Source organism: Thalassospira permensis NBRC 106175 (assembly GCF_000714555.1).
GTDB classification, from domain to species: Bacteria; Pseudomonadota; Alphaproteobacteria; order Rhodospirillales; family Thalassospiraceae; genus Thalassospira; species Thalassospira xiamenensis.
Genome location: NZ_AUNC01000006.1, coordinates 39,408 through 64,713 on the forward strand (window position 1 = coordinate 39,408; position 25,306 = coordinate 64,713).

At 55.0% G+C, this 25,306-nt stretch carries 21 protein-coding genes; 11 read left to right on the forward strand and 10 right to left on the reverse strand.

Annotation, left to right across the window (positions count from 1 at the left end; genetic code table 11):
* Positions 1-254 precede the first annotated feature (254 nt).
* The 6 genes from SMB34_RS20850 (at position 255) to SMB34_RS04730 (ending at position 7,851) form a co-directional block, all read left to right on the forward strand.
* Positions 255-1,463 carry a phasin family protein gene (locus SMB34_RS20850; RefSeq protein ID WP_167332734.1) on the forward strand — a complete coding sequence of 403 codons (1,209 nt, stop codon included), beginning with the start codon at positions 255-257 and terminating at the stop codon, positions 1,461-1,463.
* Between the two features lie 261 nt (positions 1,464-1,724).
* The gene (clpS, locus tag SMB34_RS04710) at positions 1,725-2,051 is read left to right on the forward strand and encodes an ATP-dependent Clp protease adapter ClpS (protein WP_037988091.1); all 327 of its coding nucleotides are present in this window, start codon (positions 1,725-1,727) and stop codon (positions 2,049-2,051) included.
* 3 nt (positions 2,052-2,054) lie between these two features.
* Positions 2,055-4,376 carry an ATP-dependent Clp protease ATP-binding subunit ClpA gene (gene clpA, locus SMB34_RS04715; RefSeq protein WP_037988020.1) on the forward strand — a complete coding sequence of 774 codons (2,322 nt, stop codon included), beginning with the start codon at positions 2,055-2,057 and terminating at the stop codon, positions 4,374-4,376.
* Between the two features lie 101 nt (positions 4,377-4,477).
* Positions 4,478-5,032 (forward strand): hypothetical protein, encoded by a 555-nt coding sequence (locus tag SMB34_RS04720; RefSeq protein WP_007090298.1) that lies wholly within the window; start codon positions 4,478-4,480, stop codon positions 5,030-5,032.
* A 506-nt stretch (positions 5,033-5,538) separates the two neighbouring features.
* The gene (locus SMB34_RS04725; RefSeq protein WP_007090297.1) at positions 5,539-6,156 is read left to right on the forward strand and encodes a hypothetical protein; all 618 of its coding nucleotides are present in this window, start codon (positions 5,539-5,541) and stop codon (positions 6,154-6,156) included.
* A gap of 12 nt (positions 6,157-6,168) precedes the next feature.
* Positions 6,169-7,851 (forward strand): methyl-accepting chemotaxis protein, encoded by a 1,683-nt coding sequence (locus tag SMB34_RS04730; protein WP_037988022.1) that lies wholly within the window; start codon positions 6,169-6,171, stop codon positions 7,849-7,851.
* A gap of 82 nt (positions 7,852-7,933) precedes the next feature.
* Here the strand turns inward: SMB34_RS04730 and SMB34_RS04735 are convergent, their stop codons facing one another.
* Positions 7,934-9,082: a GNAT family N-acetyltransferase gene (locus tag SMB34_RS04735; RefSeq protein WP_037988026.1), complete on the reverse strand. Its 1,149-nt coding sequence runs from the start codon at positions 9,080-9,082 to the stop codon at positions 7,934-7,936.
* A gap of 228 nt (positions 9,083-9,310) precedes the next feature.
* On the opposite strand from SMB34_RS04735, the gene serA reads away from it, so the two are divergent.
* Positions 9,311-10,552 carry a phosphoglycerate dehydrogenase gene (gene serA, locus SMB34_RS04740; protein ID WP_007090294.1) on the forward strand — a complete coding sequence of 414 codons (1,242 nt, stop codon included), beginning with the start codon at positions 9,311-9,313 and terminating at the stop codon, positions 10,550-10,552.
* A gap of 67 nt (positions 10,553-10,619) precedes the next feature.
* Here serA and SMB34_RS04745 read toward each other — a convergent pair whose 3' ends face one another.
* Together SMB34_RS04745 and aat are read right to left on the reverse strand one after the other, a co-directional pair.
* A complete protein-coding gene (locus SMB34_RS04745) occupies positions 10,620-11,102 on the reverse strand; it encodes a GNAT family N-acetyltransferase (RefSeq protein WP_037988029.1) in 483 nt (160 codons plus the stop codon).
* A 68-nt stretch (positions 11,103-11,170) separates the two neighbouring features.
* Positions 11,171-11,818 carry a leucyl/phenylalanyl-tRNA--protein transferase gene (gene aat / locus SMB34_RS04750; protein WP_007090292.1) on the reverse strand — a complete coding sequence of 216 codons (648 nt, stop codon included), beginning with the start codon at positions 11,816-11,818 and terminating at the stop codon, positions 11,171-11,173.
* Positions 11,819-11,974: 156 nt separating this feature from the next.
* Between aat and SMB34_RS04755 the strand changes: the two genes are divergently transcribed.
* On the forward strand, positions 11,975-12,589 hold the full coding sequence (locus SMB34_RS04755; protein ID WP_037988032.1) for a LysE family translocator: 615 nt from the start codon (positions 11,975-11,977) through the stop codon (positions 12,587-12,589).
* Positions 12,590-12,673: 84 nt separating this feature from the next.
* Here SMB34_RS04755 and accC read toward each other — a convergent pair whose 3' ends face one another.
* The 3 genes from accC to aroQ are packed head-to-tail and all read right to left on the reverse strand — an operon-like array spanning position 12,674 to position 14,939.
* Positions 12,674-14,017: an acetyl-CoA carboxylase biotin carboxylase subunit gene (gene accC / locus SMB34_RS04760; RefSeq protein WP_007090290.1), complete on the reverse strand. Its 1,344-nt coding sequence runs from the start codon at positions 14,015-14,017 to the stop codon at positions 12,674-12,676.
* A 17-nt stretch (positions 14,018-14,034) separates the two neighbouring features.
* A complete protein-coding gene (gene accB / locus SMB34_RS04765) occupies positions 14,035-14,481 on the reverse strand; it encodes an acetyl-CoA carboxylase biotin carboxyl carrier protein (RefSeq protein WP_007090289.1) in 447 nt (148 codons plus the stop codon).
* An 11-nt stretch (positions 14,482-14,492) separates the two neighbouring features.
* The gene (gene aroQ, locus SMB34_RS04770) at positions 14,493-14,939 is read right to left on the reverse strand and encodes a type II 3-dehydroquinate dehydratase (RefSeq protein ID WP_037988093.1); all 447 of its coding nucleotides are present in this window, start codon (positions 14,937-14,939) and stop codon (positions 14,493-14,495) included.
* A 243-nt stretch (positions 14,940-15,182) separates the two neighbouring features.
* Between aroQ and thiS the strand changes: the two genes are divergently transcribed.
* Positions 15,183-16,178, forward strand: a complete 996-nt coding sequence (gene thiS, locus SMB34_RS04775; protein WP_037988034.1) for a sulfur carrier protein ThiS — start codon at positions 15,183-15,185, stop codon at positions 16,176-16,178.
* Between the two features lie 112 nt (positions 16,179-16,290).
* Here the strand turns inward: thiS and SMB34_RS04780 are convergent, their stop codons facing one another.
* The 3 genes from SMB34_RS04780 to SMB34_RS04790 all read right to left on the reverse strand — a co-directional run bounded on the left by SMB34_RS04780 (position 16,291) and on the right by SMB34_RS04790 (position 19,172).
* Positions 16,291-17,052, reverse strand: a complete 762-nt coding sequence (locus SMB34_RS04780) for a DsbA family protein (RefSeq protein ID WP_051682129.1) — start codon at positions 17,050-17,052, stop codon at positions 16,291-16,293.
* An 87-nt stretch (positions 17,053-17,139) separates the two neighbouring features.
* Positions 17,140-17,790 carry a hypothetical protein gene (locus SMB34_RS04785; protein ID WP_240478748.1) on the reverse strand — a complete coding sequence of 217 codons (651 nt, stop codon included), beginning with the start codon at positions 17,788-17,790 and terminating at the stop codon, positions 17,140-17,142.
* Between the two features lie 35 nt (positions 17,791-17,825).
* Positions 17,826-19,172 carry a M48 family metalloprotease gene (locus SMB34_RS04790; RefSeq protein WP_037988037.1) on the reverse strand — a complete coding sequence of 449 codons (1,347 nt, stop codon included), beginning with the start codon at positions 19,170-19,172 and terminating at the stop codon, positions 17,826-17,828.
* Positions 19,173-19,272: 100 nt separating this feature from the next.
* On the opposite strand from SMB34_RS04790, the gene SMB34_RS04795 reads away from it, so the two are divergent.
* Positions 19,273-20,562 (forward strand): gamma-glutamyltransferase, encoded by a 1,290-nt coding sequence (locus SMB34_RS04795; RefSeq protein WP_240478749.1) that lies wholly within the window; start codon positions 19,273-19,275, stop codon positions 20,560-20,562.
* 75 nt (positions 20,563-20,637) lie between these two features.
* A complete protein-coding gene (locus SMB34_RS04800) occupies positions 20,638-21,789 on the forward strand; it encodes a pyridoxal phosphate-dependent aminotransferase (protein WP_037988039.1) in 1,152 nt (383 codons plus the stop codon).
* Between the two features lie 80 nt (positions 21,790-21,869).
* Here the strand turns inward: SMB34_RS04800 and SMB34_RS04805 are convergent, their stop codons facing one another.
* A complete protein-coding gene (locus tag SMB34_RS04805; protein ID WP_037988041.1) occupies positions 21,870-24,875 on the reverse strand; it encodes an Rne/Rng family ribonuclease in 3,006 nt (1,001 codons plus the stop codon).
* Positions 24,876-25,306: the final 431 nt, after the last annotated feature.

The following is a 25,306-nucleotide window of genomic DNA, read 5'->3' on the forward strand; positions in this document are numbered from 1 at the left end:
CCATTTTTGTTTTTTTAGCGTCCTGAATATCAGGATTAACGTAATTTCCCGCCTAAGCGGTTGAACGTATGCCGGTTTTTTACAATCGGTTTCCGGGAATCAAGATAATCCGTTCTCCCGGGCGTGCTTGACCCATTCACGACTTTTAAAATGTCACCAAAGCAACCTTGACGGCGCGCCGCTATTCCATCTAGGGTTATGTTGCGATGCAGCATAATTTCTGAATGCCAAGCCCAATTCAAGGAGGTCGGCACATGGTGACTCCTCGCAAAAAATCTGCGCCCGCTTCAACAAATGCTAATCCGGCGAAGGTCTCTTCTCGCCCAAAGGCGGTGACTCAAAAAACAGCTTCTGATGGCGGTAAAAAGTCGGCTGCTTCCCCGGCAAAGGCCGCGACAGCTGAAATTTCCGAGGCTGCAACAGAGCGGCCGAAGCGTGTCGTCACAACCGCAAGCGCGCTTGAAGCAGAGGCATTGCGTCATCCTCCTGCGGAGCTATCAAAACCGGATGCTGTAGTACCGGAGGCGAAGAAAGAACCTGTTGCCGCTAAAGGGGCTGAGGCTCCGGCCAAGGCTGATGACCCGGTAAAAGCAGAAGCAGCGAAAAGCAAGCCTGCGCCCGAACAAGCCAGAGAGAAGACAACGGCAGGCCCCAAACCGGCAAGTCGTCCGAAGGCGGCAACCACATCTAAAAAGAATACGGTTATGCCTGCCTCCAAAGCCGTCAGCGAACCCAAAGTTTCGGTTTCCAGCGATAAGGCATCTGGTGCGATTTCCGAAACGCCCCCCCCAGCAAAGAAGGCTTCCATCGTGACAGAGCAAGAGAAAGCGGCTGCTCCGGCCAAAGTGACAGTGGCGGCGAAGGCCGAGACGAAAGCTAAAGACACCCAAAAAACTGATGTCGAGGTTAAGGTTGCAGCCCAGCCGACAGCCGCCGGTGATGTGGCTGCGTTTGGTGCGGTCAGCCTTGAACCGTTCACAGAGCTTTGGAAAGCACCGGAAGTCGATACCATGGTTGCAGCAACCCAGAATGCTCTCGAAGGAAGTCTAACGGCGGTCAATGATGTTCTTGCTCAGGTGACAGAAAAGATTACCGAGCAGGCAGACATATTCTCCGATGCTGGAACGCAAATGATGGCCAGATACGAAGAACTGATCGAAACGCAGCAAAAAAGTTTCGAAGGCGTATGGCAGGTTTCATCTGAACTGATGGAAAAAAGCGGTTCCTTCGGTGCTGAGCTGGCATCCTGGGCGCAGCGGGAAGTTGATGCATCCCAAGCTGATTTCGAAGCGCTTTCAAAGGTCGAAAGCCTTTCTGAACTGCAGGAGCTGAACGAGCGTATATTGAAGCGCTATGTCGAGTCCGGCATGTCCGAAGGCGAAAAAATTCAGAAAATGATGTTCGCTGCTTTCACGGACGGATTTGCTGCAATGTCCAAGGCTGCTGGTGTTCCGCTCAAGTAAGCAACCCGACGCACTTAGGATTTTGCCGTAATGAATGTATCGGGACGGACATGGCTGGCAGCCATGTCCGTTTTTATTTTTTGTACCGATATTTACGGCAAAGATGACGAAGTTTGGTCAATGATCTTGCAGCACGGCATTCTCGGCCTACATGAATTTGGGATGAGGTTAGAAACGTTTTGTCGCTGCGGACTTTGAAACAGATGTTCAATGACCTATCATGGAGACAATGCAGAACAAAAGGGTTCCGGTAAGCAGATTATGAGTGATCAGGACAATGACGGTGGTGGTCTCCCGAATACGGGGATCGTAACGAAGACACGGCCAAAGACGAAGAAGCCGTCCATGTACAAGGTGTTGTTGCTAAATGACGACTACACACCCATGGAATTCGTTGTCCATGTGCTTGAACGGTTCTTTGAAAAGGGCCGGGAAGAGGCGACCGCGATCATGCTTCAGGTCCACCGAAAGGGGGTCGGAATTTGTGGGGTTTTCACCTACGAGATCGCGGAAACCAAGGTCAACCAGGTCATGGATCTGGCGCGGCAAAATCAGCATCCGCTGCAGTGCACGTTAGAGAAGGAGTGAAACATGCTCTCACGTAACCTTGAAGAAAGCTTACATCGTGCGCTGGCATATGCCTCTGAGCGGCGTCATGAATATGCAACGCTGGAACATCTTCTGTTGTCATTGACCGAAGATCAGGACGCGTTGTCTGTTCTGAAAGCGTGCCGGGTGGACGTTGATCGTCTGCGTTCGGATCTGCTGGAGTTTGCTGATAGCGAGCTTTCCGGCCTGATCAGTGCGCGTCTGGTGGACCCCAAACCGACGGCTGGTTTCCAGCGCGTGATACAGCGCGCAGCCATTCATGTTCAGTCTTCCGGGCGAGAAGAGGTAACGGGGGCGAATGTGCTGGTTGCACTGTTCTCCGAACGTGAATCGCACGCGGTCTATTACCTGCAATTGCAGGACATGACCCGTCTGGATGCGGTCAATTACATTTCCCATGGAATTGCCAAGGCGCCCGAACTGAACGAACGCCGCATTCCGCGTGGTGCCGAAGAAGAAGTTGCACCCGGTGCGACAACCGACGCTGAAGAAGGTGCCGCCGCTGGCGAGGGCGAGGCGCTCAAGGCTTATTGCGTGAACCTTAATGTCAAGGCGCAGAATGGCAAGATTGATCCGTTGATCGGTCGCCAAAGCGAAATTGAACGCACCATTCAGGTCCTGTGCCGTCGCACCAAGAACAACCCGCTTTATGTTGGCGATCCGGGGGTTGGTAAAACCGCCATCGCCGAAGGCTTGGCGCGTCGCATTGTTGATGGTGATGTCCCCGAGGTTCTTGCGGATGCCACCATTTTCTCTCTTGATATGGGTGCGCTTCTGGCCGGGACACGGTATCGTGGTGACTTCGAAGAGCGCCTGAAGGCGGTCGTCAAGGAACTTGAAGAGTTTGATGGCGCGGTTCTGTTCATTGATGAAATTCACACGGTGATTGGCGCGGGCGCGACATCGGGCGGGGCAATGGATGCCTCGAACCTGTTGAAACCGGCCTTGGCCAGCGGTTCGCTTCGATGCATCGGTTCCACGACTTACAAGGAATTCCGCGGTCATTTCGAAAAGGACCGCGCCCTTGTGCGTCGTTTCCAGAAAATCGATGTTGAAGAACCGTCTCCCGAAGATACCATTAAAATCCTCAAGGGGCTCAAGCCCTATTACGAGGAACATCATCACGTCAAATACACCAACGAGGCCATTCGGTCTGCGGTCGAGCTGGCATCACGCTATATCAATGACCGCAAACGTCCCGATAGCGCGATTGATGTGATTGACGAAGTCGGGGCATCCCGGATGCTGGTGGCACCAAGCAAGCGCAAGCGCACGATTTCCAAACGCGATGTCGAGGAAATCGTCGCCAAGATTGCCCGCATACCACCAAAATCGGTGTCGACGGATGACCGTAAGGCATTGGCCAATCTGGAACGTGACCTCAAGACCGTTGTGTTTGGGCAGGACAAGGCGATTGAGGCTGTTGCCAGCGCGATCAAGCTCGCACGTGCCGGTCTGCGCGAACCGGAAAAGCCGATTGGCAGCTATCTGTTCTCCGGCCCGACAGGTGTTGGCAAGACCGAGGTGACCAAGCAGCTGGCGCATGTCATGGGGATCGAATTCATACGGTTCGACATGTCCGAATATATGGAACGCCACAGCGTTTCTCGCCTGATTGGTGCGCCGCCCGGCTATGTCGGTTTCGATCAGGGAGGGCTTCTGACCGATTCCGTCGATCAGCATCCGCATGCGGTTGTCCTGCTTGACGAGATCGAGAAAGCCCATCCGGACCTGTTCAATATTCTTTTGCAGGTGATGGACCACGGCAAGCTTACGGATAATAACGGCAAGACCGTTGATTTCCGTAATATTGTGCTGGTGATGACGACCAACGCGGGCGCATCGGATATGGCAAAGCCGCCCATCGGTTTCAAACGTGAAATGCGTACCGGCGAGGATGCAGAGGCGATCAAGCGAACTTTCTCGCCGGAATTCCGTAATCGTCTGGACGCGGTCATTCCGTTTGAAAACCTCAAGCCGGAGGTCGTCAAGATGGTGGTGGACAAGTTCATACTGCAGCTTGAAGTCCAGCTTGCAGATCGCAATGTTTCGATCGAACTGACCGAAGCAGCGCGGACTTGGCTGGGCGAACGGGGCTATGATGCGGCCTTTGGGGCGCGTCCATTGGGACGTGTCATTCAGGAACACGTCAAAAAGCCGCTGGCCGAGGAATTGCTGTTTGGCAAACTCGAAAAGGGCGGGGCCGTTCTGGTCGATATCGAAGACGATGCCGTTATCTTCCGTTATCCGGAAGAAAATGGTGGCGGGTCGAAAAAGGAAAAAGATCCGGAAATGGCAAACTGATTGCCCTGTGATCGATTACCTTGTCATTAAGTTTTGGCGCGTTATTGTGATTGCCCGGAACAGTTGTTTCGGGCAATTGCTTTTGGTGGCATATAAAAACAATGAACCAGGCGACACAGCGAAAATACCGTGATGAGGTCGAGAAGTTTCTGTCCAAACTTGAATCGCAGGCGCGCAGGCTTGTGGCTTTGGCAGATGTGATCGAGAAGACGGTCGATACAACGGAAGTGACAGGTTACCGGCCTTTCCGCGAGGAAGTCGATAATTTCAAAGCGCTTTCGCTGGTGATCACCGACCGCCTTGCAAAGCTTGAAAAGCATCCGAAAAAGGACGAGCTTGAAGAGCAATTCCATAAATTGCAGATTCTGATGCTGCGCATCGTGATCAAAACCAGCCTGAAATTCTTCTTTGTGATGAGTGCCAAGCCGGTTCTGCCGCTTGGTGCGCGAGAGATGTTTCAAAGCGAGCTTCGCACGCTTTATGAGGCAGAGCGCATGATTTCCAATCCGCGATATATCAGCCACCTTGATGAAGGTGCCAAGGATGATCTTGAGATTGCCAAGGAAATTCTTCAGGAAATCATTGAAAACGCTCCTGCTTTGCTGAATTTCGGAAATCGGAAAAAGCGTAAGCCGGCACGCCGCAACGCCGGTTGATCTGCAGATCAATCCTGCTGTCATTTGACTTAAATTGCGTTTTGCAAAATGCAAAGAATGGCTATCGCATTTTGCGAATATTTCTGTCGCAAATTGCGAATTAATTTTGAAGTAGTTGTCTTATCAGAGTTTTTTCAATCAATAATCGGCCAAATTCTGCGATTTTAAGATGATGCCAAAAACTGGCACACCCTATGCATATGTGTGATCGGACAGTTGTTCTTTGCAGGGGCGCATCTTGCGCCTGGAACAACGTAATCTTCTGCAGTTTGCTCGTGTCCCAACCAAACTCAGCGGCGGTTTTTCCGCCGCTTTTTTCTTTTGTCCCCCTTTTCTTATCATCCAGCCCTCCAATGGCTTAACTGGCATCCCCATATGGGGATATCGGATAATGTATGCGTGTTTGTATATATTTTCCTGCGTCTAAAAGTAGTTGATGAACAGATTTTTCTCTGTATAATCTATACCAAGGGATAGTATTTACATACGGAGGGGTAGGAAGAGTTATGAAAATAACAAAACACCTTGTTCTGGTGACGGGTCTGATGATTGGCACTTCGTTTGGTGTCACTGCCGCCAATGCCAAGTCAGATTTGCCCGGGGCACCGGACCAGTTGATTACGGATGACACGATCCGTGATGTTCGGGAATGGCTTGCAAATCCGGTGGTCGAACTTTCAATCTCGTCGCAGAACCGGTTGCGCAAAGGTATGACGCAGGATCAGATTGATGCTGCCGACAAACAATGGGTGGCGGAACGCGAAGCCGAGGACCAGCCGCTGGTCGCAGCCATTCTGACCAATCCTCTTTCCAGTTATCTGACGCAGATCCAGGCGCGTTCCGGCGGATTGTTTGCCGAAATATTTGTCATGGACGCTGTCGGCCTCAATGTCGGGCAAAGCTCGATCACTTCCGATTTCTGGCAGGGGGACGAGGCCAAGTTCAAAAACACCTTCCCCAACGGAGCCAACGCCGTCTTCATTGATGAAGCTGAATATAACGAAGAATCCGACACCTGGCGTTCGCAGCTCAATATGACCATGAGCGATCAGCAAGGGGCACCAATCGGTGCCGTCACGATCGAGGTCAATCTTAATGAACTCGCGCGTCGTCAGCAGTTGTAAGGGAGACGGACAATGAACTTCTTCAAAAACCTTTCCATACCAGCCAAGCTGACGACCTGCTTTGCTGTGATGATTGTGGTCATCCTGATGGTTGCGGGTGCCGGGATGTTTGCGACTTTCCAGGTCAAGTCTGCCAATGATCAACGTGATTATCTTTCTGATTTCGAACGCGACTATCGCAACCTGGACCGCTCTTATCTGATGGCGCGTCAGGAACTGGTTTATTTCCTGACAACCGGTGACCGGACCGGACTTGAAAGTTATCAGGAATCGCTGGCTGAAATCGATACCCGCACCGATGTTCTGAAAGCCTACGCGACGATTAACCCGACAATTGCCGATCTTATCGAACAGATGGACAGCGCAATTGATCGCTGGGAAGAGATCGCCAGCGAACAGGCGAAACTGATGCGTCATTATCTGACCGTCAACCATGCGCGTGCGATTGAAGCTTCCGGCGAACCGCGCGAACTGTCCGACAGCGTATCGAAGATTGCCCTGGAACTGGCAGAAAATATCGACCAGATGAACCTGGATGTCGAAAACCGTGTCGAACGGGCCATGATGCTGTTTCAGACCACACTGGGCATTGGTGTTGTTTTGCTGATCGCCATGGCGGCATTGTTTGGTGGCACGTTGTCGCGCCTTATTGCGACACCGATCCGCAAGATGACGGATGCGATGGGAAGCCTGGCATCTGGCAACCTTGATATCGAAATCCTTGATATGAAGCGCGCCGACGAAGTGGGGGCGATGGCCAAATCGCTTGAAGTGTTCCGTGAAAACGCCCGTGAACGTGCCCGGATGGCCGAACAGGAACGGATTGAAGCCGAACGCCAGATCGAACGCAGCAAGCGTATGGGTACACTGACTGCCGGTTTCGATCATAAAATCCAGGAAGTTCTTTCGGCGGTTAATGTTGCGCTGGACGAAGTCCGCAGTGCATCGGAAACGCTTTCGTCACATTCGGTTCGCGCCAATCAGGATGCGAAAAGTGTGGCAGAGCAGGCCGAAGAATCATCGGGAGACATCGAAACCGTTGCATCGGCAACCGCACAGCTTTCCGCGTCGATTTCCGAAATCGCATCGCAGATCGCACGTGTTACAGAAATCACCCAGCATGCCGTTGCGGAAACCGAACGCACCAATCAGCGTGTCGAAATGCTGAATGAAGCGGCGCAAAGTGTTGGTGAAGTTGTCAGCCTGATCAGCGACATTGCCGATCAGACAAACCTGCTGGCACTTAACGCGACAATTGAATCCGCACGTGCCGGCGATGCAGGCAAGGGCTTTGCTGTGGTGGCGGGGGAAGTCAAAAACCTTGCTGCCCAGACGGTGAAGGCAACCGAACAGATCACTGCGAAAATTACCGAAATGCAGGGTGAAACCGGTGCCGCCGCCGAAGCCGTTCGCGGCTTTGCCGAAACCATTCATCAAATTGATGAACTGATGTCGGTTGTTGCCAGTGCGGTGGAAGAGCAGGGCGCTGCAACCGAAGAAATTTCACGCAGTGTCGAAGGGGCTGCCAATGGCAACGTCGCGATTTCAAATGCGGTGAAAAGTGTTGCCTTGGCCACAACCGAAAGCGGTGATCTTTCGAATGGTCAGCTTGACTGTGTCGGCCGTCTTGCGGCCGCCAATGATGAGCTTAGAAGCCATGTAAATGGCTTCCTGAACGACGTCAGAGCCGTCTAAAAATACTGAGTTGGTTGGGCAGTCAGGAAGGGGCGCGATGCTGATGCATCGTGCTCCTTTTTGCTTGGCGGAGCTGGCCGGTTCATTCCTGTTTGAACGGGCTGTGTTCGGCGACGATAAATTCGCGGTCCTGCGCGATATGATGGCGTTCCTGATCCAGAAAACGGGCCACGGCATTGCGTAAACCGGCATCGACAATCAGATGTGCCGAATGGGTCAAAACCGGTTCATAGCCACGCTGGATTTTATGCTCACCCTGTGCCCCGGCCTCAACCGTTTTAAGGCCGCGTTCAATCGCGATATCGATCGCCTGATAGTAACAGGTCTCGAAATGCAAAAGCGGGGTCCGGTCAACAGTGCCCCAGTTGCGTCCGTATAAGGTTTCCGTGCCGATCAGGTTGAGCGCCCCGGCAACCATGTCGCCGTCACGAAAGGCAGCCACCAAAACGGTCCGGTCCCGGACCCGTTCATGCAGAAGATCAAAGAACTCCCGCGTTAAATAGGCCTGGCCCCATTTGCGATCCGATGTGTCGTGATAAAAGGCATAAAACCGGTCCCAATGGGCGGCTTTAAGGTCATCACCCGATAGAACTTCAAAGCTGTATCCCGCATCGCGCACCTGTTTGCGTTCCTTGCGCAGATTTTTGCGTTTGCGCGAATTCAGCGCGCCAAGGAAATCGTCAAAACTGTCGTAACCACGATTGTACCAGTGATATTGAATGCCGGTTCGCGGAAGAAATCCGGCATCTTCCATCGCCCGGCTTTCATCGCCACTGCAAAACGTTACATGCAGGCTGGCAATGCCAAGCCGTTCGGGCAGGGCACAAAGCGCACCAATCAGAAGTGTGCGAACGCGCTCAGGGGCTGGATGATCGGACCGTATCAGAAGCCGTGGGCCCGGAACCGGTGAAAAGGGTACGGCGGCCTGTAATTTCGGATAATACCGTCCACCCGCCCGCTCATAGGCTTCCGCCCAGCTCCAGTCGAAGACATATTCGCCATAGGAATGCGATTTGACATAAAGCGGCACAATCCCGGCAACCGTATCGTCATCATCGGTAACCACCAGATGAAACGGTTGCCAGCCGGTATCGGCATTGGCCGAGCCACTATCTTCCATTGCGGAAAGAAAGGCAAAGCTGACAAACGGGTTCGCCGTGCCTGCGCATTTGTCCCAGTCGGCTTCGCCGATTTCATGGATATCGGTAACGGTTCTTATCTCGGCAGGCAAGATGGGGTCCCCTGTGTTCAATCCTTGGTCGCCGTTCGGGCCTGCATTCTATACGCAATAGCCGGTATATGCGTTCAGAAGATAGGCGCATTGCATGTTTGCGCAAGGGAAAGCCTTTGACGGACGTTGCCTTAAGCCCTATTTCATTGGGCCAAGGGCGCGTAACGTTACGGCCCTACGGCTCGGGAAATGCCCGTGTCGCCCTCGCAAAGAAAAGGATGGTGCGCCGTGAACAGCAAGCTTTCGTTGGAGAAGGACAAGATCAAGATCGTCCTGCTCGAAGGTATCCATGAAAACGCTGTAAAGATGTTCAAAGAGGCCGGCTACTCAAATGTCGACCACTACCCTGCTGCTCTGGATGCGGATGAACTGAAATCCGTCGTCTCCGAAGCGCATTTTCTGGGCATCCGTTCCCGCACCAAACTGACCGAAGAAGTCATCGACGCTGCACCCAAGCTGACCTCTATTGGTTGTTTCTGTATCGGCACCAATCAGGTTGATCTGAAAGCCGCTGCGATGCGCGGTATTCCGGTCTTCAATGCGCCTTATTCCAATACCCGTTCGGTCGCCGAACTGGTTCTGGGTCAGATCATCATGCTGATGCGCGGTATCCCGCAGCGTGACAAGGCTGCCCATGCCGGTGGCTGGCTTAAAAATGCCAAGGGCTCGTACGAGGCGCGCGGCAAGACTTTGGGCATCATCGGCTATGGTCATATCGGATCGCAGCTGTCGGTTCTGGCGGAATCGCTTGGCATGAACGTCATTTATTATGATGTGATCAACAAGCTTGCGATGGGTAATGCAACCTCGTGCAGCTCGATGGATGAATTGCTGGCGAAATCCGATGTCGTTTCGTTGCATGTTCCGGCCAACGAACAGACCAAAAACATGATCACCGCGACCGAAATCGCCAAGATGAAGCCGGGCGCGCATCTGATCAACGCGGCACGTGGCAATGTCATCGTGATCGAAGACCTTGCTGCGGCCTTGGAACGCGGCCATCTGGCCGGTGCAGCCCTTGACGTGTTCCCGGTCGAGCCTGCTGGCAAGGACGAGGAATTCCAGAGCCCGCTTCGCGGCATGCCGAACGTGATCCTGACCCCGCATATCGGTGGTTCCACCCAGGAAGCACAGGAAAATATCGGTGTCGAAGTTGCCGACAAGCTGATCACCTATTCCGATAACGGGTCGACGCTGGGCGCGGTCAACTTCCCGGAAGTTTCGCTGCCGGTCAAGGATCGCAAGCACACCCGCTTCATGCATATTCACCGCAACGTTCCGGGCGTTCTGTCGAAAATCAACGACGTGTTTGCAACGCGCGGCATGAATATCAGCGGTCAGTATCTGCGTTCCGAAGGCGGCGTGGGTTACGTGGTTGTCGAAGTCGACGAGGAAATCCAGCCGGGGCTTGGCATCCGCAAGGAACTCGAAGCCATCGACGGTACGCTTCGGGTTCGCTTCCTGTTCTGATCTATCTATAGTTGCGCAATGCAATCAAACTGAGAAGGGCGGAAACATCATTGTTTCCGCCCTTTTCTTATAGTTTGCGATACATGATCAGTGCGTCGGTTTCGCCGTGGGTCGGGTGCATATAGGCACCGGGTAAACGCCCGACAATTTCAAAGCCAAGCTGCGGCCAAAGATGCACCGCGGCCTTGTTGCTGGCGATGACGAAATTGAACTGCATTGCCTTGAAGCCCCGATCCCTTGCACGGATCAGCGAGTCTTCGCACATTCGCCGCGCAATCCCGCGCCCGCCCGCATCGGGGGCGGTCATATAGCCGCAATTGGCGACATGGGCACCATTGCCCGGCTGATTGGCCCTCAGGTAATAGGTGCCAACAATCTGGCCGTCTTCCTCGGCAACGAAGGTTTCCCTGTCCGCGCCCATCCAATAGGCCAACACTTCCGTGTCGGTCATGTCGGTGGGCATGACATAGGTTTCACCGGCCCGAAGGACCGGTGCAACGATTTCAAGGATTTTCGCGACATCATTCTGGGTGGCGGTGCGTATCTGCATTGTAACGATCAGTCTTTCGTGGGGGACAAGCCCGCGCGGGGCAGGGGATAACACGGCGCGGGCAGGTGTTAGCGGTCGCCCTGTTGCAAGACCTGTTCGATAAATTCGGGGTCCGCTTCAAACGGCAGACTCGCCCGTCCGGCAAGCGCGCGGGCAAGTTCGGAACGATAACGTTCCCGTGGGATTTCGACCACCCCGAACTGTTTTAAGTGATCATTGACGAACTGGGTATCAAGCAGGGTATAGCCGCCTTGCCGCAAAAGGGCGACAAGATGCACCAATGCCACCTTTGATGCATTGGTCGCACGCGAAAACATGCTTTCGCCAAAAAACGCCTGACCCAGGCTGACGCCATAAAGACCGCCAACCAGCTTGCCATCCAGCCATGCCTCGATCGAATGGGCGCACCCCATCTTGTGAAGCGCGCAATAGGCATCAAGGATATTGTCATTGATCCAGGTATCATCCCGGCTGTCTGTTGGCTCCGCACAGGCACGAATGACATCGGGAAAGGCTTTGTTTACATGGACCTTGAATGTCCCCTTGCGCACCGCTTTGCGCAGGCTTCTGGGCACGTGGAAGCCGTCAAGCGGCAATACGCCACGCCATTCCGGGTCAATCCAGTAAAGGGTCGGGTCATCATGGCTTTCGGCCATGGGAAACAGGCCGACCGAATAGGCACGGATCAACAGATCAGGGGTCAGTTGGTTCGACATGATCGCGGTGATAATGGTTTCGGTCCTGTTTGCAAATCGTCTGTTTACATATGTGAACGCGCACTGTTCTGACAAGATAGCAGCTTGCAGTCCATCGACTATGTTTGGCATGATAATCGAAATGTATGATTAATTCTTTCGCGCCGGAATTGTAAAATGCTCGAAATTTCTTCGCTGATTATTTTTGCCGGGGCGTTGCTGGTGGCATCGGGATCGCCGGGACCAAGTGTTGCGGCACTGGTGGCCCGGGTTCTTGCACGCGGATACCGGGATATCCTGCCGTTTCTGGCCGCATTGTGGATTGGCGAACTGATCTGGCTCAGCTTTGCCGTACTTGGCCTGTCGGCCATCGCAAACAGCTTCCATCTTCTGTTCACCATCATCAAATATGTTGGTGTGGTCTATCTTCTGTATCTGGCGTGGAAGATGTGGCACGCGCCTGTTGATGTCGATGCTGAAGCCATCCCCGATACAAAATCCGGTGTCCGGATGTTCATCGCGGGCATGACGGTGACTATGGGCAATCCGAAAATCATGCTGTTCTATATGGCGCTGGTTCCAACCGTGATTGATCTGGCATCCGTGTCGCTGTTTGGCTGGTTCGAACTTTCCGTCGCCTTGATGGTGGTTCTGGTCGCGGTTGACCTGACATGGGTTTTCATGGCGTCGCGTCTGCGTCATCTGATCCGCAGCCGACGTGCTATGAAAATCGCCAACCGCACCAGTGCAACGGTGATGGCCGGGGCGGCGGTTGCCATCGCCTCTCGCTAGGGACGTTGCTGGGCTAACGGAAATTCCCAAACAAAAACGGGGCTCCCGAAAGGAAGCCCCGTTTTTTGATCGGGATAAAGAAGGTTACTTCTTCATGCCCATGAATTTTTCCAGCCAGTGAATGTCGTAATCACCTTTCTGGATATCGGGCTGCGCCAAAAGCTTCTGATGCAGCGGAATGGTGGTTTTGATCCCGCCAATCGCATATTCGGCCAAGGCGCGGCGCAGGCGCATCATGCATTCTTCGCGGTCACGTCCATGCACGATCAGCTTTGCAATCATGCTGTCGTAATAAGGCGGGATCGAATAACCGGTATAGATACCGCTATCGACACGAACGCCCAAACCGCCCGGTGCATGATATTCCTTGATCTTGCCCGGTGACGGCACAAAGGTTTCCGGATCTTCGGCATTGATGCGGCATTCAATCGCATGGCCGTGAATTTCCAGATCTTCCTGTGTAAAGGACAGTTCAAGGCCTGCGGCAACGCGAATCTGTTCACGCACAAGGTCAACGCCCGAAATGGCTTCGGTCACCGGATGTTCGACCTGCAGGCGGGTGTTCATTTCAATGAAATAGAACTCGCCATTTTCATACAGGAATTCAATCGTACCGGCATTGCGATATCCCATGCCACGCATCGCGTTGGCAACGGTCGATCCGATCCGTTCGCGTTCTTCCGGTGTCAGCGTCGGCGAAGGGGCTTCTTCAAGCACTTTCTGGTGACGGCGCTGCAACGAACAGTCACGTTCGAACAGATGGACGGCATTTCCGTGGGAATCGCCGATAACCTGAAGTTCGATATGGCGCGGTTTGCCAAGGTACTTTTCCATATAAACCGCGGCATTGCCAAAGTTCTGCAATGCTTCCTTGCGGGTCATGGAAAAGGCTTCGGCAAGGTCTTCGTCGCGCTCGACCACTTTCATGCCGCGACCGCCGCCGCCGCCCGATGCCTTGATCAGGACCGGATAGCCGATTTCCTTGGCGCATTTCTGCGCCTCGGCAACGGTGGTGATTTCCCCGTCCGACCCCGGAACAACCGGAATGCCCAGTTTTGCTGCGGTCAGTTTGGCGGTGATCTTGTCACCCATCATGCGGATATGTTCCGCCGACGGACCGACAAAGGCAAAGCCGTGTTCTTCGACCATGGCGGCAAAGTCGGCATTTTCCGACAGGAAGCCGTAACCCGGATGGATGGCTTCCGCCCCGGTGATTTCGGCCGCCGACAGGATCGCCGGAATATTCAGATAGCTGTCTTTCGATGCTGCCGGGCCGATGCAGACGGCTTCGTCTGCCAGGCGGACATGCATGGCATCTGCATCGGCGGTGGAATGCACCGCGACAGTTTTGATGCCCATTTCGCGGCAGGCGCGCTGAATACGCAGCGCGATTTCGCCACGGTTGGCAATCAGTAGTTTGTCGAACATGCGGTGTTTACCCCGGCTTATTCAATAATGACCAGCGGCTCGTCATACTCGACCGGATGGCCGTCGGTTGCGATGATCTGGCTGATTTTGCCAGATTTCGGCGCGCGGATCGGGTTGAAGGTCTTCATTGCTTCGATCAGCATCAGGGTCTGGCCTTCGGAAACGCTGGAACCGACCGAAATAAACGGTGCAGCGCCGGGTTCCGGTGCGAAATAGACCACGCCAACCATCGGCGATTTTACAGCACCCGGATGGGAACCTGCATCAGCAGGTGCCGCCGGAGCAGCCGCCGCAGCAGGAGCCGCAACCGGTGCAGCAGCCGGAGCGGCTGCAACCATGGTGCCCTGACGGGCGACGCGAATGCGATTGTCGCCTGCGGCAACTTCGATCTCGGTCAGGTTGGTCTCGTCCAGCAGCTCGGCGAGCTGGCGAATGGTATCGTTGTCGATGTTGAACTTGCTCATTTCGATATCTTTTATGATGGTGTGTGGATCAGTGATCTGATGGCATCAAGGCCAAGAATGTAACCCTGCGCGCCAAAACCACAGATCATGCCTTTTGCAGCTTTTGAGACGTAAGAATGATGTCTGAATGCGTCCCGCTGATGAATATTTGAAAGATGCACCTCGACGACCGGCAAATCGGATGCCAGCAAGGCGTCAAGGATCGCAACCGATGTGTGCGTATATGCCCCAGCATTGATAATAATACCAGCAGCTTCTTGCCGGGCTTCCTGAATCCAGTCAACCAGTTCGCCTTCATGATTGCTTTGGCGAAAGACGACGGGCAGGCCTATTTGCGACCCATGTGCCGAACACATGCTGTCGATATCCCGCAAGGTGGTCGAACCGTAAATTTCCGGCTGACGCTGTCCCAGCAGGTTCAAATTCGGCCCATTCAGAATGTAGACGGGTTTTGTCATCCGTTCCCACATGCCCAACATATAGTGATGCGTTTATAGCACGACCAAAGTCTGACGCAACGTTGCATTCGGACGAGGCTATGACTGTAGCCGCAAGATCATGCTGGCATCATCGCCATCGGGACAGCTTTGTGTGCCCCGCATGGCAGAATCCGCCGATCACAGCTTGCCTCTCGCCCGGCAGCTGCGCATACTGCGCGCCAATAGATGAATATTTTGATACCACAAGGACAAGACGAACAGATGCGCCTGACCATCAACGGTGAAGACCGCACCATCGATACCGCAGCAACCGTTGCCGATCTTCTCGGCGAACTCGGGATCACGGCGACCAAGGTCGCGGTGGAACGCAATCTCGAAATCGTGCCGAAAACGGCCTATGGCGATACCGCCCTTGCCGATGGCGATAAACTTGAAATCGTTCATTTCATTGGTGGCGGTTCATCGGGTGCCGATCTTGCATCGGCCGATGACGCGGGCTTTGTCGTCGCGGGCCATAAATTCAAGTCGCGTCTGATCGTCGGTACCGGCAAATACAAGGATTTCGAAGAAACCCGTATCGCGATTGATGCCTCGGGAGCCGAAATGGTTACGGTTGCGGTGCGTCGTGTTAACCTGACCGACCCGTCGCAGCCAATGCTGGTCGATTATGTCGATCCGAAAAAATACGTTTATCTGCCCAATACGGCGGGTTGCTTTACGGCCGATGATTCGGTTCGCACCCTGCGTCTGGCCCGCGAAGCCGGCGGCTGGAACCTGGTGAAGCTTGAAGTTCTGGGCGATCAGAAAACGCTGTATCCCAACATGCCCGAAACCCTCAAGGCGGCCGAAGCCCTGATCAAGGACGGTTTCGACGTGATGGTTTATTGCAGCGACGATCCCATTCAGGCCAAGATGCTTGAAGATATGGGCTGTGTCGCGATCATGCCGCTGGGCTCCCTGATCGGATCGGGCATGGGGATTCTGAACCCGGTCAATATCGCACTCATCAAGGAAAACGCCAAGGTGCCCGTGATCGTCGATGCCGGTGTCGGCACCGCATCCGATGCGGCATTTGCCATGGAACTGGGCTGTGACGGTGTTCTGATGAATACTGCGATTGCCGGTGCCAAGGACCCGATCCGTATGGCGCGCGCCATGAAACACGCAATCATCGCCGGTCGGGAATCTTTCCTTGCCGGTCGTATGCCCAAGAAAAAATATGCCGATCCGTCCTCGCCGCTGGCCGGTTTGATCTGATCGCGCAAACGCCCGATAAAAAGCCCCCGTTTCGATACCGAAACGGGGGCTTTTGTTTTATTAAGGCTGCGAAACGGATTGACTGCATCCGTAGTCGCAGGTGATTTAAAAATCAGGACGCTTCTTCAAGTCCGGCTTTGACCAGCGCATTGACCCGTTCCATATCAGCCCCCGACACCATCTGACCATTGATCAGGAAGGCGGGGGTGCCATTAACCCCGATGCTGCGCGCCATGGCGGAATATTGCTGCAACATGCCGTTGATTTCCGGCGACTGCATGTCCTTGCGCATCTGATCAACGTCAACACCGGCATCTTCGGCCAGCTTATTGATCTGTGCTTCGTCAAGCACACCACGGCTTTCCATGAAGGCCGCGTGGATTTTCATGTATTTGCCCTGCTTGGCAGCGGCCAGTGCGGCACGTGCCGCAATGGCACTTTCTTCGCGCAGGATCGGGAATTCAACAAACATGGTGCGGATTTTGCCGTCGGAATTTTCCGCAAGTTCCTTCACGCCGTCAAAGGCGCGTTTGCAATAACCGCAGTGATAATCAAAAAATTCGATCACGGTAACCGGTGCATCAAGCGGGCCAACCGATGGCACGGAGCTGTCAGCAACCAGCGCATCCCATACCGGCTGAATGGCTTCGGCCTGCTGACGGGCCTGTTCGGTTGTCTGCCAGACCTGAACATTCTGGATGGCGCGCAACAGAACATCCGGGTTTTCCATCAGATACTGCTCGATCACGCCTTCGATCTCGGCCTTCTGCGCGTCGCTAAGGTCTGCTGCCTGTGCCGGGACCCCCATGGCAAAACCCAGCGAAAGCATGATGGCGGCACCGCCCAGAAGGCGTTTGATCATATGCGAATTCATCGAAAATCCCTTGTTGTCTTCGTCCCGGATGTTTCTGACATCGCGCAGGACCTGATTTCTCTAGATCATTGATACGAGACGGGCACCCTAACGGGAAAGTAAAATATGCGAGAGATATGTGACACCGGCCACATCGGGGCGCTGATCATGTGACGATGCGACGCCGATCCATACCAGACGAACATCGACAGTGTCTGTGTCGGGCCAGTATCGTCGATGCAGGGTCGAAAGATCGAAATAATCCCGCTGCCAGCCGACAGTGCCCGAAATATCGCCCCCGATCGGCAGGCGGATTACATGATCAATCGGCGGCTTGCCAACCCCCAGATCACTTTCGCCCCAATCCCCTTGTGACTCCGACCGGAAACCAAGCACAAGCTCGGTATCGCCGGGCAGGGCGAATGCGTTCATCAACCAGTCAAAAGATAGATAGGGGGATGCAAGAACCGAAATATTGGTTCGACGGCCAAGTTCAAACGGGGCAATGGCCGGGCGCATGGCAAGGGCGATGCGCCCATCAATATCGTCCCAGTAAAGGCTGTTGGCCTTTGACTGTTCACCCTGATCAAGCTTTGCCGGGCTGTCGGCGTAATGCCAGTAGCGCGGCGGATTGCCAAGCGAGAAGGGGGCGTAAAGAAGCTTCAGGTCTCCCTCGACGCTGACCCCGGCATCGGGCAGGCTGCATCCGGCCAGGACGTAAACCGCCATAAAAGCAACGCCCAGACGGCGAGACATCATCGAAATGACGCCCGCCCGCGGCGACAGAACCGATATCAATTGGGCTTGTCCTTGCCTTCCGGGTCGGTCGCCCGGATGATGTCCTGTGCGCGCTGCCAGGTTGCAGTACCTTTTTCAAGTTTCCGGTCGGCCTGCACAGCATGATATTTCGCCGCTTCCCGATCCCCGGTCAAAAGGCTGTATTCCGCCTGCGACAGCGATGCTTCGCCCTCATTGCCAAGACGGTTTTCAATGATCGCCCGGAAACGCCATGCCGATGCATTGCCACGTTCCACCGAAAGAACCCCCAGAAGGTTTTCCTTGGCTTCGCCCAGAACCGCATCATCGCCGCTTTCAATCAGGGCATGCGCCAGCAGAAGGCGGATCAAAGGGGCACCATTGGACAATTCGACCGATTTGCGCAGCGGATCGGTGGCTTCCCTGGCCTTGCCGAATTCCAGCAGGACCTGACCCTTAAGCTCCTCGAAATACGGGTTTTCGGGTTCTTCGGCGATCAGCCCGTCAATCAGTTTCATCGCCGGTTCGATTTGCGAGTCCCGGTAATAGGCGATGGCGCGCGCATAGCGCCCCGAAACGCTGGTATCGGACTCGGGATAGGTGCGCAAAGTATGCTGGATATGGTTGGTAAACGCATACAGCTTGGCGCGCATACGGTCATGACGTTCATACAGAACCGGATCGACCTTGGCGTCTTTTAACGGTGAATTCGCGGTATAGTTTTCAAGGAAATCAACACGTTCGGTCGTCAGCGGGTGACTGCGCAGATACGGGTCCTGACGCGCGGTGCTCAGCAATTCCTGACCTTCAAGCGTTTCCATGAATTCCATCAGGCCGCGCGATGATATGCCTGCTTCGCTCAGGAATTTGACGCCGGCCTGATCGGCACTGCTTTCCTGTGTTCGCGAATAGGCCAGAAAATTGCGTTCGGCAACGTTCTGGCCGCCAAGAACGGCCGCCGTACCGACATCGGAACGTCCGGCGGCAACACCGGCAGCAACACCGACGATGGTTGACAGAATCGAGATCGCCGATGCATTTCGAAGCTGATCATGAACACGTGAAAGATGCCCGCCCGCAATGTGGCCGGTCTCGTGGGCCATCACGCCCATAACCTGTTCGGGAGTCTGGGCTTTCAACAAGAGGCCAGTATTGATAAAAAGCTTTTGGCCACCTGCAACGAATGCGTTCAGGCTGGGATCTGAGACGATATAGACAGTAACGCCGCGCGGATCGAGCCCGGCAGCCTTGAATATCGGGGTCGCATAGAGATGAAGGGTTTCCTCAATCTCGGTATCCCGGATAAAAGAACGACCCTGCGCAAAAACTGTGCTGGGCAGGGCAACAAGGAAAATGGCAGTGAGAGTAATAATGCGTCTGAGCAAAATGTGCGTTCCGTGTTCTCGTTCATCTTATGTCGACCCGACCCGTGCGGACAGGTTCCCGACGCGCAAGCCATCATGGCGGATCATGGCGGCAATCGCAATGACTGCCGGTCTTGCTGCCTGCGGTACTGATAATACTGAGAATCTTGGCCAAATCGGGGCCGTCAGTGGTTTCCTTGGTGGCGTGGTTGCCGACGAACCCCGTGCGGTCCGTATCGCGCGCGATGTTCTTTCGGCTGGCGGCACGGCGGCCGATGCGGCTGTTGCGCTTTATGCCACCATGACGGTGACCAAATCATCGGTTGCCGGTATCGGTGGCGGCGGGGTTTGCGTTGTCCATGATCGGGAATCGAAAAAGGTCGAAGTCCTTGATTTCTGGCCACGTCCGGGGACTCGCACCGCAGATGGCCAGGTCGCAACGACCGTTCCGGGTGTCCCGCGCGGCCTTTACGCACTTAGTGCGCGTTATGGTCGTCTGCAATGGCCGCAGCTTCTTTCGGCAGCAGAACAGTATGCCCGCCTTGGTGTTCCGGTATCGCGTTCGATGGTTGATGATATCGAAGCCAATCGCGACCGGATCGAAGCAAGCCCGATCCTGCGCGATGTTTTCATGCCAGATGGCAAAACCTTGCAGGTCGGTGACCGGATTCGTTCCGTCAATCTTGGCGCACTTCTGACCTCTCTTCGGGTCAAGGGACCGGGCGAGTTTTATAACGGTGCCCTTGGCGCCCAGATCGCAACCGCGGTTCAGAATGCCGGTGGCACGCTGACGGCCGAAGACATGCGTTCCTACAAACCGCAATGGAAAGCCGCGACCGAGGTCAAGGTTGGCAACGAAACGCTTTACCTTGCCTATCCGCCGCGTTCCGATAACGGGCGATCTGTTATTGACGCGGAAACGGAACTTGGCGCGATCCTGAACCGCTATCTGGCCGATATCGAAGCTGCTGACAGCAACATTCAAGCCAATACCGGGCGCAGCGGCTTTGTCGTGCTGGACCGCAAGGCCAATGCGGTTGCCTGCATGACCACGATGAACAAACCGTTTGGTGCGGGGCTTGGTGCCGATGCGTTCGGCCTTAACCTTGCCGCCGGGGATGCGGGTTATGCCCAGACCCCGTTGATGGGCCCGGCACTTATGGTCAACCCGTTTGTCTGGGAATATTACTATGGGATCGCTGGCACCGGGACTCCGGCCGGTGCCACCAAACAGATTGCCACCATGGCCGAAGACCTGATCGAAAAGGGGGCGGCTGCCAATGTCCCGATGAATTCGGCGGGCAAACCGGCGGTCAATATCGTGCGTTGCCTTGAAGGGATCCCGCCGCATCCTGAAAGCTGCCAGTTCATTGCCGATCCTGCGGGCGGCGGTATGGCGGGCACCCAGTAAGCCACCCTTTACAGACATTTCATCGGGGCAGGATTTCCTGCCCCGATTTTCACGATACAAAGCAGGACCCCACAAATGGCTTTGAAACAATCGCGCCGCGGTGCCATTTCGCCGTTTATTGTTATGGATGTCATGCGTGCTGCCAACGCGCGCGAACTTGACGGCAAGGCTGTCTATCACCTTGAAGTCGGGCAGCCGGGCACACCGGCCCCACGCAAGGTCCGCGAGGCCGCGGCCCGCGCCCTTGATAACGATCTGATCGGTTATACCAATGCCATGGGGATTGATCCCCTGCGCGAAGCCATCGCCGGGCATTATCAGCGTAAATTCAACGCATCGGTTGATCCGTCGCGCATCTGTGTCGCCAGCGGTTCTTCCTCGATCTTCGTGCTGGCGTTTTTGGCGGCCTTTGATGCCGGGGATCGGGTGGCGATGGCGGCACCAGGCTATCCGGCCTATCACAACATCCTGACCGCACTCGGCATTGAAACCGTCAATCTGCCTGCCGGTCCCGAAAGCCATTATCAGCCAACCGTGGCCATGCTGCGTGACCTCGAAGCCCCGATTGACGGTCTGATTGTTGCAAGTCCGTCCAACCCGGCGGGCAGCATGATTGACGTTGAAACTTACCGCGAACTGGCGACCTATTGCCGGGAAAACGGTATTCGCCTGATCAGTGACGAGATTTATCAGGGCATTTCGTTTGGCGATGTCCGCGAATGCACCGCACTTGAATTCGGCGATGATGCGATCATCATCAACAGCTTCTCGAAATATTTCTCGATGACCGGCTGGCGTCTGGGCTGGGCGGTGGTGCCGCCTGATCTGATGCGCGCGGTTGAATGCCTGCAACAGAACCTGTTTATTTCGGCCCCGGCATTATCACAGATCGCCGCCGTCGCCGCATTTGATTGCGAGGACGAATTGCAGGCCAATGTCGAGGCCTATGCCCGCAATCGTGAAATCCTGCTCAATGAACTGCCCAAGGCCGGATTTGGCAACTTCGCCCCGGCGGATGGTGCATTCTATCTCTATGCCGATGTCCGCGATCTTACGGATGATAGCGAGGCCTTCTGCCGTCGCATGCTTGACGAAACCGGTGTTGCCACCACGCCGGGCACGGATTTTGATCGGCTTCGCGGCAAACACTATGTCCGATTCTCATTTGCACATAGCGAGGCAACCATGCTGGGCGCGGTAAAGGCATTGAAGAACTGGCAGCGATAAGCCCCTGATCTCAAACAGACCGCAACGAAAAGGGCTGCCGAATGTTCGGCAGCCCTTTTGGGTTTTATCGGGTCCTGATCTTAACGACCAAGGCTCCACCAGCCGCGTTTCTTCGACTTGGGTTTTTCATCTTTTGCCGGTTCGGCAGAAGCGGGTTCACTCGCCACCGGTTCCGGTGCTTTTTCGGCTTTTGGTGCCGGTTTTTTCGGCTCTGCCTTCGGTTCGGATTGCTCCGCTGCCGGTGCTGCTGCGGGGGCAGGGGGCGGGCTTGCCGGTTTCTCCGCCACGATTTCCGCGGGGCTTGCTACGGGTGTTTCGGCTGGGCTCTGTGCTGGTGCCGAAACGGTTTCCTTGGAAATTTCGTTGGTGGTTTCCGGTGCCGGGCCGCTCTGGATCGGGATGTTTTTCACATCACCCCGGTCATTGCGATCCCGCCTGTTGCGGCGATTGTCATTGCGATCACGACGTTCGCGGCGCGGCCGTGCCGGGGCCGGGGCGGTTGCGCTGCGCTCACGGCCGACACGGACACCTTCTTGATCGAAGCTGTCGGCATCCTGACCTTCGCTGTCCGCATCAATAACCTGATCCTCGACCTGACCTTCCGGTGCGCTGTGATCACGATCCCGGCGAAGGGCAGTTGCCTGTGCATCATCGGCAGGCGATTTGACACGCGGCGCGTTTTCAAATTCCTGACGGCGTGAACGACGGCGTCCACCACGTTTGCCGCGGCGGCGGCGTTTGCGCTGTGCTTCGTCGTCGTCGTCATCTTCGTTATCGTCCTGATCACCGCGATCCGACGAACCGGCCGCATCATCTGATGCATCGGCTTCATGCTGATCATCACGGTCATCACGTTCATCATTGCGACCACGACGGCGGCGGCGGCGGCGGCGGCGTTTATTGCCCTGATCATCGTCGTCGCGCTGATCACGGGTATCACGTGCCTCTGCAACGTCTTCTTCTTCGTCTTCGTCCGGTTCAACCGGGCTTTCAATCGCGGTCAAAGATACGCTGTCGGTGTTCAGAACCGGCAGGGCTTCTTCTTCGTCACCCTTTTTCGCACGTGACCGTTCAATCCGGTGATCTGGCGAAATCAGGCTGTCATCGCCAAAGATCATCACGGTGAAGCCGTAACGCTGTTCGATTTCGGCCAGCGTGTCACGTTTGCGGTTCAGGATATAAAGCGCGACTTCGCTTGCAACATGAACGGTAAGCGCGCCGGAACGACGACGCATGCCTTCTTCTTCAAGAACCCGCAGAAGGTGAAGGGCGGCACTTTCGATTGAACGGACAAGGCCGACACCGCGGCAATGTGCGCAAACCTCGAACGCGCTTTCAACAAGCGACGGGCGCAGGCGCTGGCGCGACATTTCAAGCAAGCCGAATGGGCTGATACGGCCGATCTGCAGGCGGGCCCGGTCATTGCGCATGGCTTCTTTAAGCTTGCGTTCAACCGCCCCCTGGTTGCGGTGGTCTTCCATGTCGATGAAATCGACCACAATCAAACCGGCCAGATCGCGCAGGCGCAGCTGGCGTGCGAGTTCTTCGGCGGCTTCAAGGTTGGTCTTGTACGCGGTTTCTTCGATGTTGCGTTCACGGGTCGAACGGCCCGAGTTCACGTCAATCGCGACCAGTGCCTCGGTCGGGTTGATGACGATATAGCCACCCGATTTCAGCTGCACGACCGGATTGAGCATCGCATCAAGCTGGCTTTCCACCTGGAAACGGTGGAACAGCGGAACACCCTGATCCTTGTAGGGCTGCACACGCTTTGCATGTGACGGCATCAGCATCTTCATGAAGTCTTTGGCGATCCGGTAACCTTCGTCACCTTCGACCAGAACTTCGTCAACATCGCGTGCATAAAGGTCACGGATGGACCGTTTGATCAGATCGGCTTCTTCATAAATCAGGCACGGTGCCTGGCTCTGAAGGGTCGTTTCGCGAATACGATCCCACAAACGCATCAGATAATCGAAGTCGCGTTTAATTTCGGCCTTGGTGCGTTCCGAACCTGCGGTACGCACGATAACGGCCATGCCATCCGGAATTTCCAGTTCGGCCAGAATGGATTTAAGGCGCTTGCGATCCTGTGCATTGGTGATCTTGCGCGAAATGCCGCCACCGCGCGGGGTATTTGGCATCAGAACGCAATAACGACCCGCCAGTGACAGGAAGGTCGAAAGCGCAGCACCCTTGTTACCGCGTTCTTCCTTGACCACCTGCACCAGCAGGATCTGGCGGCGCTTGATCACTTCCTGAATCTTGTAGCGCTTCTGCATCTGCGGGCGATGGCTGTCGGAGAATTCATCCCCGTCATCGCCGCCCAGATCATCGATGTCTTCTTCTTCGGCGGCACCGGCCGGCTCGGTTTCGATATCGACGGTCAGTTCGGCAATTTCTGCTGACATGGCAGCATTTCCGCCGCCCGAACCATCGGTATCATCACCATCGTTCGACGATGCGTCGGCGGTGCCATCACCAGATGCCTCGACCTCGTCGAATTTCTTGCGACGGTTGCGGGGGCGACGACGGCGCGGTTTTGCGTCTTCATCGTTCGCATCATCACTTGCCGCAGCGTCATTTTCCTGCGGTGCGTCGGCCGCAACAGTTTCCGCACTATCGACGTTTTCGTCGGATTTCGGTGCTTCTGCATCGGTTTCAACCGCGGTTTCGTCCGATGCTTTCGCACGTGGTTTGCGGCGATTGCGGGTGCGGGCCGGTTTCTTTTCTTTTTTCGGGGTATCGTTACCCTCGGATGCGTCGCCGATATTGTCTTCGACGATGTCGGCATCCTTGACGTCACTATGACTACGCGAAAGGGCTTCGCGATCTGCGACCGGGATCTGGTAATAGTCGGAATGAATTTCGCTAAAGGCGAGGAAACCATGGCGGTTTCCGCCGTAATCGACGAAGGCCGCCTGCAGGGACGGTTCTACACGCGTCACTTTCGCGAGATAGATATTTCCTTTTATCTGCTTCTTGGTCGAAGTTTCGACGTCGTATTCTTCTAGGCGATTTCCATTAATAACAACGACACGGCTTTCTTCCGTGTGCGTTGCATCGATGAGCATGCGTTTGACCATTCGGAACCTGTTCCTAAAGGTCCCGCCAGTTTCCTGCGTAAAGCGATGTTGCGCTGGTATGCAAATAAACCGGCGTATCCGGAGGCGCCGTCCATAAAGGTCGCGATATGTCCTGTATATATCTGGTTCATCGCGTTTCGGCTGCTCTTCCGGTTCGGACCTGGTTTTGGTGTTGAAACAAAAATTGGTTGCGTAATCTCGAGCGCGCCAAGACAGCCTTGAATGGGAGGGCTCTATCGGGAGCGGGAATTGCCGCGTCACCGAGACACCGACCCGAGAACTGGCCTCGTCGCGTCCTCAGCCTGGCGGATTAATAAGGTTCACACCGCAAGGCATAGGAATCTCGGGTGCAACATATCCCTTTTGAAGTCCCGCGACAAACAGTTTTGTTACGTTGTCCGATGACTTTGTTGTGGTTGAATTCAAAATCG

Excerpts from the sequence above, each read along its gene's own strand:
- SMB34_RS20850 (WP_167332734.1), top strand. The coding sequence starts at position 255 with ATGGTGACTCCTCGCAAAAAATCTGCGCCCGCTTCAACAAATGCTAAT.
- clpS (WP_037988091.1), top strand. The coding sequence starts at position 1,725 with ATGAGTGATCAGGACAATGACGGTGGTGGTCTCCCGAATACGGGGATC.
- clpA (WP_037988020.1), top strand. The coding sequence starts at position 2,055 with ATGCTCTCACGTAACCTTGAAGAAAGCTTACATCGTGCGCTGGCATAT.
- SMB34_RS04720 (WP_007090298.1), top strand. The coding sequence starts at position 4,478 with ATGAACCAGGCGACACAGCGAAAATACCGTGATGAGGTCGAGAAGTTT.
- SMB34_RS04725 (WP_007090297.1), top strand. The coding sequence starts at position 5,539 with ATGAAAATAACAAAACACCTTGTTCTGGTGACGGGTCTGATGATTGGC.
- SMB34_RS04730 (WP_037988022.1), top strand. The coding sequence starts at position 6,169 with ATGAACTTCTTCAAAAACCTTTCCATACCAGCCAAGCTGACGACCTGC.
- SMB34_RS04745 (WP_037988029.1), bottom strand. The coding sequence starts at position 11,102 with ATGCAGATACGCACCGCCACCCAGAATGATGTCGCGAAAATCCTTGAA.
- aat (WP_007090292.1), bottom strand. The coding sequence starts at position 11,818 with ATGTCGAACCAACTGACCCCTGATCTGTTGATCCGTGCCTATTCGGTC.
- SMB34_RS04755 (WP_037988032.1), top strand. The coding sequence starts at position 11,975 with ATGCTCGAAATTTCTTCGCTGATTATTTTTGCCGGGGCGTTGCTGGTG.
- accC (WP_007090290.1), bottom strand. The coding sequence starts at position 14,017 with ATGTTCGACAAACTACTGATTGCCAACCGTGGCGAAATCGCGCTGCGT.
- accB (WP_007090289.1), bottom strand. The coding sequence starts at position 14,481 with ATGAGCAAGTTCAACATCGACAACGATACCATTCGCCAGCTCGCCGAG.
- aroQ (WP_037988093.1), bottom strand. The coding sequence starts at position 14,939 with ATGACAAAACCCGTCTACATTCTGAATGGGCCGAATTTGAACCTGCTG.
- thiS (WP_037988034.1), top strand. The coding sequence starts at position 15,183 with ATGCGCCTGACCATCAACGGTGAAGACCGCACCATCGATACCGCAGCA.
- SMB34_RS04780 (WP_051682129.1), bottom strand. The coding sequence starts at position 17,052 with ATGAATTCGCATATGATCAAACGCCTTCTGGGCGGTGCCGCCATCATG.
- SMB34_RS04785 (WP_240478748.1), bottom strand. The coding sequence starts at position 17,790 with ATGATGTCTCGCCGTCTGGGCGTTGCTTTTATGGCGGTTTACGTCCTG.
- SMB34_RS04795 (WP_240478749.1), top strand. The coding sequence starts at position 19,273 with ATGACTGCCGGTCTTGCTGCCTGCGGTACTGATAATACTGAGAATCTT.
- SMB34_RS04800 (WP_037988039.1), top strand. The coding sequence starts at position 20,638 with ATGGCTTTGAAACAATCGCGCCGCGGTGCCATTTCGCCGTTTATTGTT.
- SMB34_RS04805 (WP_037988041.1), bottom strand. The coding sequence starts at position 24,875 with ATGGTCAAACGCATGCTCATCGATGCAACGCACACGGAAGAAAGCCGT.